The organism is Campylobacter showae CSUNSWCD, from assembly GCF_000313615.1.
GTDB lineage: Bacteria > Campylobacterota > Campylobacteria > Campylobacterales > Campylobacteraceae > Campylobacter_A > Campylobacter_A showae_A.
On record NZ_AMZQ01000016.1, the window covers coordinates 55,940 to 64,711 of the forward strand.

At 45.4% G+C, this 8,772-nt stretch carries 5 protein-coding genes; all 5 read left to right on the plus strand.

The genetic code is table 11. The features are described 5' to 3' along the window. Nucleotides 1-8: 8 nt before the first annotated feature. The 5 genes from CSUNSWCD_RS10035 (at nt 9) to crcB (ending at nt 8,583) form a co-directional block, all read left to right on the plus strand. The gene (locus CSUNSWCD_RS10035) at nt 9-2,765 is read left to right on the plus strand and encodes a SapB (protein ID WP_009496914.1); all 2,757 of its coding nucleotides are present in this window, start codon (nt 9-11) and stop codon (nt 2,763-2,765) included. 342 nt (nt 2,766-3,107) lie between these two features. Further along, nucleotides 3,108-4,610 carry a flagellin B gene (locus CSUNSWCD_RS10040; RefSeq protein WP_009496918.1) on the plus strand — a complete coding sequence of 501 codons (1,503 nt, stop codon included), beginning with the start codon at nt 3,108-3,110 and terminating at the stop codon, nt 4,608-4,610. A 320-nt stretch (nt 4,611-4,930) separates the two neighbouring features. Next, nucleotides 4,931-7,039 carry a type I DNA topoisomerase gene (gene topA / locus CSUNSWCD_RS10050; RefSeq protein WP_009496920.1) on the plus strand — a complete coding sequence of 703 codons (2,109 nt, stop codon included), beginning with the start codon at nt 4,931-4,933 and terminating at the stop codon, nt 7,037-7,039. A gap of 357 nt (nt 7,040-7,396) precedes the next feature. Further along, nucleotides 7,397-8,236 carry a biotin synthase gene (locus CSUNSWCD_RS10055; RefSeq protein WP_009496926.1) on the plus strand — a complete coding sequence of 280 codons (840 nt, stop codon included), beginning with the start codon at nt 7,397-7,399 and terminating at the stop codon, nt 8,234-8,236. Then, entirely contained in the window at nt 8,236-8,583 is a 348-nt protein-coding gene (gene crcB, locus CSUNSWCD_RS10060; protein WP_009496928.1) for a fluoride efflux transporter CrcB, read from the plus strand. Before CSUNSWCD_RS10055 ends, crcB begins: the two co-directional genes overlap by 1 nt. Nucleotides 8,584-8,772 lie beyond the last annotated feature (189 nt).

An 8,772-nucleotide genomic window follows, 5' to 3' on the forward strand; every position in this document is an offset into this window, starting at 1 on the left:
GGCCTTTTATGGCAGTAACAAAAGCACAAGTCGCCCAACTATATGTGGCATTATTTAACAGAGCACCCGAAGGTGCAGGTTTAAACGCATGGGTTTCGGCAGGCGTTTTTAGAGATCAAGCTCAAACGGCAGACGCTATGCTACAAAGCCCAGCTATCGCGGCGTATTTTAACGGTAGAATAGACTCAAATCTAGGATATATAGAAAACATCTACAAAAATATCCTAGGCAAAGACTACTCTCAAGATCCAGACGGCATCAACGCTTGGGTGCGCCATCTAGAGCTAGGACACTCAAGAGGCGAAACCCTAGTTACTCTTTTCCAAGTAGCAAGATCGCCTGAGGCTATCGCGGCAGACCCTACGGCAGCGGCGGTATTTGCAAACAAAACGGCAATCGCGGCATATATGGCTGAAAAAATCACTGACATAGAAAGCGACGGATCGGGCAACTTTAACTATGCTCCGTTCCAAGATATTATCGCTACTACAAACAGCACAAACCTAGAAGAGCAAAAAGCTAAAATCGATCAACTAGCCGCAGAAGCAGCAGCAGGAAGCAAGACTTTCACCACCGGTCTTGATAATTTCCTAGGCACGGACGGCGACGATACGTTTAACGGTATCTACTACGCAGGCGGCGGCGCGAAGACGTCTACTCTATCATCTCTAGACACCCTTGATGCTAGAGGCGGTAAAGATACGCTAAATCTAACCGTACTAAAAAACGGAGCAGATGAAGTTAAAATGACTGACTTAGATACGGCGATGAACGGCATTAGCAACATCGAAAATTTAAACATAAAATCAGAAGTCAAATTTAATCCAGCAACAGTAACCATAAACAAAGGCTTAGATAACCTAAGCGTTCAAACTATCGATACTATAACTTTAACTACCGACACCAAAGAGGTAGTAGCTGTAAATACCACCGGAGTAGTTACTTTAACGGCTGCCGAAGCTACAAAAGAGGTAGTAGCAAAATCATCTGCTGACTCAGTAACCGTAAATGCGGCTAAACTAGAGGGCAAGGTATCTATCGACGCAGGCGCAGGCGCAAACCTAACGGCAGCAAAAGCGCAAGAAGTCGTCATAAAAGCTAAAGGTAACGCAGACATAACCGCAGATAAAGCTACGAAAGTAAATATAAATCTAAACGATAAAGCCAATACACTTACCATTACGGCATCGCATCCATTGGCAGAAGCTACCGACGTAACCCTATCTAGCCTAAAGCTAGCAAGCGCTACAGCACTAGCAAAAGCTACGAAAATAAGCGTAACCGATGTTGATTTTGCCACGTTTAATATCTCTACCGATGTAGAAAACGTTGATTTTAGTATGAACTATAAATTTAAAGAAGGTAGTACCGATGCTCAATTAACAGCAGCTCTAGCGGCAGCTAACGCAACAAATCTAACTCTACACGCAAAAGCCGATAGAAAAGCATTCTTTACCTACAGCGGCGCGAATGATAAGCTAGTAAAAGCAGTCATCGACGGCGACGCTAAAAATTTAACCGCTGATTTTAGCGCACAAACAAAACTTGCAAACCTAGACGCAAGCGCATTTACCGGAAATTTTGCAAATCTAAAAGTCGGCAACGTAGCCAACTCAACCGTAAAACTAGGTAGCGGAAACGACGCAGTAGAGCTAACGGCAACCGCAAACAAACAAACTATCGACGGCGGAGCCGGAACAGACCTAGTATCGGTAACTTCAACTATAGCAGCCGCCGGCGCGGGCAATGAAGTAACGTTTACCAACTTTGAAGGATTGCAAATATCAAATGCACTAGCCGATGACGTAGATATGTCTAAATGGGGAGCGTTTAATAACGTCACTCTAGTTCAAGGCGTAAGCGCTGGAGGTAAGCTTCAAAAACTTCTAAACGACTCCACTATAACTATAGACACGGTCACTCTATCAGCCGATCTTGTCGTAGGGGTCAAAGACGCTGCTACGGGCACTGCCGATAAGGTAAATTTTGTATTAAATCCAAAAGCTACCACTGGAGGTCTAACGGGCAAATTCGTAGTAGACGACATAGAGAACATAGACATAGCGTCAAATTTAGACAACGCAAAAACAGCCGCAGCCGTAAACACAATCGAACTAAAAGCTAGCGCCGCCGCCAAAGACACGCTAACTAACGTAGTAATAAAAGGCGATGCAAACTCAACAATACTAACTCTAGACGCTACTATAACAAAGGTAAAAACCGTAGATGCAAGCACTCTTAAAGGAAAATTTACATTTGACGCTAGCGGCCACACTTATGAAAAATCCGTAATCAAAAGCGGAGCGGGCGATGATACGATAACCTTTGGTAGCAAATCAGGCGCAACCGTAACCGGCGGAGCGGGTAAAGATACGTTTGTATTAGGAGCCGTAGGCGACAACGCAGCATTCCCTGCATCAAAAACGGCTACTATCACGGACTTTTCTAAAGGCGACAAACTCAAAATAGGCGCAAATTTAACGGGAACCATTGATCAAAATATCGCAAGATACGATTCAACCAAATCGCTAGACTTTGCAAACAACCTATCTAGAGCCCTAGACGTCGCAACGGCTGCAAGCAACAAACTAGCTTACTTTACCTACACCGATCCAGATAGCAATGCGACAGACACCTATCTAGTAAGATCAGACACTAGCGCTGGTCTATCCGCCAACGACTATGTAGTAAAACTAACCGGTATAGTAGATCTAGCAGGTGCTACGCTTGCCGATGCGGGTACAAACCTAGAGCTAACCCTCTAATATCCGCGATAAACCCCGACCTTTCGGGGTTTATCCTCTTTAAACTCTCAAATTTTCTCTCTTTCAAATTTTGCCGAACGAATCAAATTTAACGACGGACCAAATTTGCGCTCAGATTTAATCTGCCGCACGTAAATTTGACAGCAAAAATGCAAATTTCGCCGCATCAAATTTAAAATAATCAAATTTGCACCGCTCTAAAATCCCCTAAAATTCGCCCTTCTCAATCAAATTTGAAAAAAACAAAAAAAATTTTACCTCTACCCCTAAAGTTTTTTTGATTTCGTCCGATATAGTTTTTGAACGACAAGAAGTCGTAATTAAACTTTAAAAGGATTTACAATGAGTTTTCGTATTAACACGAACATCAACGCTCTAAACACACACGCAAACGCAGTCGGTAACAACCGCAACCTTTCTCTTTCTTTGGGTAAACTTAGCTCAGGTTTGAGAATCCAAACTGCAGCAGATGACGCTTCCGGTCTTGCTATCGCTGATAGCCTTCGCTCTCAAGCTAGCGCGCTTGGTCAAGCTATCGCAAACGGTAACGACGCTATCGGTATCATCCAAGTAGCGGATAAGGCTATGGACGAGCAGCTAAAAATCCTTGATACTATCAAAGTAAAAGCTACTCAATCAGCTCAAGACGGTCAAACAAGCGACTCTCGTCAAGCGCTACAAGCCGACATCGTTCGCCTAATGGAAGAGCTAGACAATATCGGCAATACGACGTCTTTCAACGGCCAGCAGTTACTAAACGGAACATTCTCTAACAAAGAGTTCCAAATCGGCGCTTACTCAAACCAAACAGTTAAAGCTTCTATCGGCGCTACTACGTCAGATAAGATCGGTCTAACAAGATTTGAGAGCTCTAAGCTATTGACATTTGCAGGCGTAGTCAGCCTTACTTTCCTAAACGTAGACGGTATAAACAACGTAAAAGTAGCTGCGGCTACAATCTCAACCGGTCTAGGTAAAGGCGTAGGCGCTCTAGCTGAAAATATCAACAAGCTATCCGATAAAACCGGCGTTAGAGCTACCTTTGATACTACATGGGTATCTAGTAAAGCTATCAGCGGCGGTCAGATCCTAAGCCTTGTCATCAACGGCGTAAAAATCGGCGACCTAGAGGTAAAAGAAGGCGATAAAAACGGCGCTTTGGTAAATGCTATCAACAAAGTTAAAGACCAAACAGGCGTAGAAGCATCTGTAAACACCGAAGGTAGAATGGTACTAACTAGCCGCGACGGTAGAGCTATAAAAATCTCAGGCGACAAAGTAAGTGCCGGTCTAGGCGGAAAAAGAGGAACATCTATGTTCGTAGGACGCCTAAACCTAGTTCGCCTAGACGGTCGCGATATCAAGGTTAAGTCAACAAATGCTGGCGGCAAATTCTCCGTAGCGTTTAGCAAAACGGCTAACAGCCAGGGCGGTAACCAGCAGTCAGTGGCTCTAAGAGATATCAAGGGTCAACTAGATCCGGATCTAGCCGCTGCTATGGGCTTCCAAAGAATGAGTAAAGGCGTAATGACTTCTGCTCAATCAGCAGGCGTTATGACTCTACGCGGTGCGATGGCTGTTATGAATATCGCTGAGTCTGCTCAGAAAACTCTTGACCAGATCCGCTCAGACCTAGGTTCTGTTCAAAATCAGCTTGTCGCAACCGTAAACAACATCACGGTTACTCAAGTAAACGTAAAATCAGCCGAATCTCAAATCAGAGACGTTGATTTCGCTGCCGAGTCAGCAAACTTCTCTAAGTTTAACATCCTTGCTCAGTCAGGAAGTTATGCTATGAGCCAAGCTAACTCTGTTCAGCAAAATGTCTTGAGACTACTTCAGTAGTCGAAAGCATTTCTACACGCTAAGCGGATCTTACTCCGCTTAGCCGAAAGACGCTTTAAGGCCGCTTCGGCGGTCTTAGATTTCAAAAACCCAAACACCAATAATTAAGACATCTCCAAAAATAATAGTTATTATAGACGCTAAATTCGGCGTCTATATCTTTAGAAGTGAATTTTAAAGTCGAGTTTTTACCCGCTCGACTTTTTGCTCCAAATTTTATCCCATTTTTCCGAGTCAAATTTAAATTCAAACGGCAAATTAATGCCATTAGTTTAAATTTTTTGCTACAATTACCGCAAAAAATTAAAAAGGCTATATTAATGAAAAGCTTAATCATTGTGGAGTCCCCCGCGAAAGCCAAAACGATAAAAAACTTTCTAGGTAAAGACTACGACGTCATCGCATCAAAAGGTCATATCAGGGATCTGCCAAAAACGGCATTTGGCATCAAGATCGAGGGCGAAAAATTTACTCCAGAATACAAAATAAGCGCCGACCACTCCGCAATAGTAAAAGAGATAAAAGAACTCGCTAAAAACGCCGACCAAATCTACCTCGCAACCGATGAGGACCGCGAAGGAGAGGCCATCGCCTACCATATCGCAGCAGCTATTGGCAAAAAGCCGGGGAGCTTGCCTCGCATCGTGTTTCACGAGATAACCAAAAGCGCCATCGAAGCGGCTCTAAAAAACCCTCGCACGATAAATATGGATAGCGTAAACGCGCAGCAAGCACGCCGCCTGTTAGACCGAATCGTTGGCTACAAGCTCTCGCCGCTGTTAAATTTAAAAATCCAAAAAGGCCTAAGTGCGGGACGCGTGCAAAGCGCGGCTCTAAAAATCATCGTAGATAGAGAGTGCGAGATACGCGACTTTAAACCGATCGAATACCACAGTATAGATGCTGTTTTCAAAAAAGACCTCGACGCCGAGCTAGTTAAATTTGAAGCGCAAAAGATAGAAAAGCTCACGATAACAAACGGCGACCGAGCCAAATTTATCGTAGAAAATTTAAAAAACGACAAATTTAGCGTCCGCGAGATCGAAGCCAAAGAGCGCAAAACCGAGCCCGCGCCGCCTTTTATGACCTCGACGCTACAACAAAGCGCGAGCAACCGCCTAGGCTTTAGCCCGAAAAAAACGATGATGATCGCGCAAAATTTATACGAAGGCGTGCAGACGCATCAGGGCTTCATGGGCGCGATAACCTACATGAGAACGGACAGCCTAAATCTCGCCAAAGAAGCTGTCGCTGCCGCGCGCGAGACGATCGAGAAAGAGTACGGCGAACGCTACCTGCCTGCCAAGGCCAAATTTTACGCCACCAAAAGCAAGGGCGCGCAGGAAGCCCACGAGGCGATCCGCCCAACGAATCTTAACTTCACGCCCGCTATCGCCGCGCAATATCTAGAAAAAGACGCATTGCGCCTTTACACGCTCATCTATAACCGCTTTTTAGCGTGTCAAATGAGCGCTAGCGTGAGTCAGACTCAAAACGTATTCGTCGCGGGCGCAAAAGGCGAGTTTAAAATAAGCGGCCGAAAAGTGCTGTTTGACGGATTTTACCGCGTTTATGGCGATATGGATAAGGATAAAATTTTGCCCGACCTAAAAATCGGTGACGAGATGAGTCTGCAAAGCATCAAAAGCTCGCAGCACTTCACCGAGCCGCCATCTCGCTACTCGGAGGCCGGACTCGTTAAAAAGCTAGAAAGCTTAGGCATCGGCAGACCTAGCACCTACGCGCCGACCATCTCGCTGCTAACCTCTCGCGACTACGTCAAAGTCGAGAAAAAGCAGCTCGTGCCAAACGAGATCGCCTTTACGATGATGGGCGTTTTAGAGGAGCATTTTAGCGATATCGTAGATAGCGAATTTACGTCAAACATGGAAGAAAAGCTCGACCACGTCGCCGAAGACAAGGCCGATTGGCAAAAGCTTTTGAGCGATTTTTATCATCCGTTTATAGATAAAATCACAGCGGGCAAAACAGGCATAAAAAGCCAAAAGGTCGCCACTCCTATCGGCGAAAAGTGCCCTGAATGCGGCGGCGAACTACTACTGCGAAAAGGGCGCTACGGCGAGTTTATCGCGTGCGGAAACTTCCCGAAATGCAAATACTCGCGCAATATCACAAAGGAAGGGCAAGGCACGCAGGAAGGCGAAGCTGCGGCAAAGCCGAAAAAAGAGCTAAAAAAGATCGACGTACCGTGTCCAAAATGCGGCGGCGACATCGTCGAACGCATCAGCCGCAGAGGTAAATTTTACGGTTGCGCAAACTATCCAAAATGCGACTTCGTCTCAAACTACGAGCCGGTCGCGCAAAAATGCGACGAGTGCGGCGGCGATATGATCAAAAAAGAACTCAAAAAAGGGACGTTTCACGAGTGCACAAAATGCAAGAAAAAGGTGCAAATAGGAGATTTGTAAATTTTGTTTGTTTGAATAATTTTTAAAATTTTACTCGTTTTAAATACGATTTTTTTAAACCTAAAAGCTAAATTTTTAAAATTTACTCGCTCAAAGCAGTTACCTACCAAATTTCGGCTTCGCTATCGCTTAGCACGAAATTTGGAGGCGAAAGCTTTTCGGTCGTAAATTTTAAAAATTCTTGAGAATTAAATTTGCAAAATTTTAATGCAAAACGATAAGGCGAAGTATTTTTGCTCTAGACGAGGCGGATTTAAATTTTACGACGGGAGCTACCTCGTCGGTAGTGACCGAGTAAAATTTAAATCCAACGAAGTATAGGGCAAAAAGACAAGCCGCTAAAAAAGGAATAATCTAATGAAAACTATTATGTTGTGTGCTATTTGTTCGGTAAGCTCTGGCAACTGCTCCGAGGATTGCGGCTACTGCACGCAAAGTGCGGGCATAAATGCCAGCATCGAAAAATACAAAATGAAAAGCGTCGAACAAGTAGTCGCCGAGGCCAAGATCGCAGCGGCAAACTACGCGCTGGGCTTTTGCCTAGTCACCAGCGGCGCAAGGCTCACGGACAAAAAGACCGAGGAGATCGCCCGCCTCGCGCGAGCAGTAAATAAAGAAGTCCCAAACCTCATGCTGATCGCTTGCAACGGCATGGCGACGCTACCGCAGCTAAAAGAACTAAAAAGCGCGGGCGTGTTTAGCTACAACCACAACCTCGAGACCTCGCGCGAGTTTTTCCCGCAAATTTGCTCGACGCATAGCTGGGACGAGCGCTGGCAGACCAACATAGACGCCAAAGAAGCGGGGCTAATGCTCTGTACGGGCGGGATTTACGGGCTTGGCGAGAGCGAGGCTGATCGCGCGAGCTTGCAAGCTAGCCTTGCCAAGCTTGATCCGTTTTCTAGCCCGATAAATTTCTTTATCCCAAACGACGCGCTACGCGTCAAACGACCGCCCATGGGAGTGGACGAAGCCCTGCGGATCATCGACGACACCGTCCGCGCACTGCCTAACGCTCGCGTTATGATAGCAGGCGGCCGTGAGAAAATTTTAGGCGAACGCCAATACGAAATCTTTGATCACGGCGTCTCTGCCGTCGTTATCGGCGACTACCTCACGACCAAGGGCGAGGTCGCTAGCCGCGATATCGCCGAGTTTAAAGCGCGCGGATTTAACTTCGCAACGCTTTGCCACTGATGCAAAATTTACTCTTAATCGGGTGCGGCGGATTTTTGGGGTCGGTTTGTAGAGCTGTTTTGAGTGGTGCGGTCGCTAAATTTTGTCCCAATTTTCCGCTTGCTACTCTTTGCGTCAATGCTCTTGGTAGCTTTTTGATCGGCATACTACTCTCGTTAAATTTGAGCGAAAATTTAAGGCTCTTTCTGGCCGTCGGCACACTCGGCGGCTTTACGACGTTTTCAACGTTTAGCTATGAGACGATACGCTTATTTAACTCAGGGCAAAATTTAGCCGCATTTTTAAACGTGTTTTTTAGCGTTTTTGTTTGCCTCGGGTTTTGTTATCTAGGCACCGCTATTCGCTGAAATTCTAAATTTTACCCACCGAGACCCGCACCTTTAAGATGCTAAATTTGGTTTAGTTAAATTTGGTGTTTCAAGTCGAGCTTCCTTGCGTAAAAAACAACCGTTTAAGGTTGTTTTTTACTTTATTGTAAAGGGGGTGGGGGCTTAAATTGCGCTCTGCTTTGCAGCTCTCAAAGAGAGTGCAAGCAC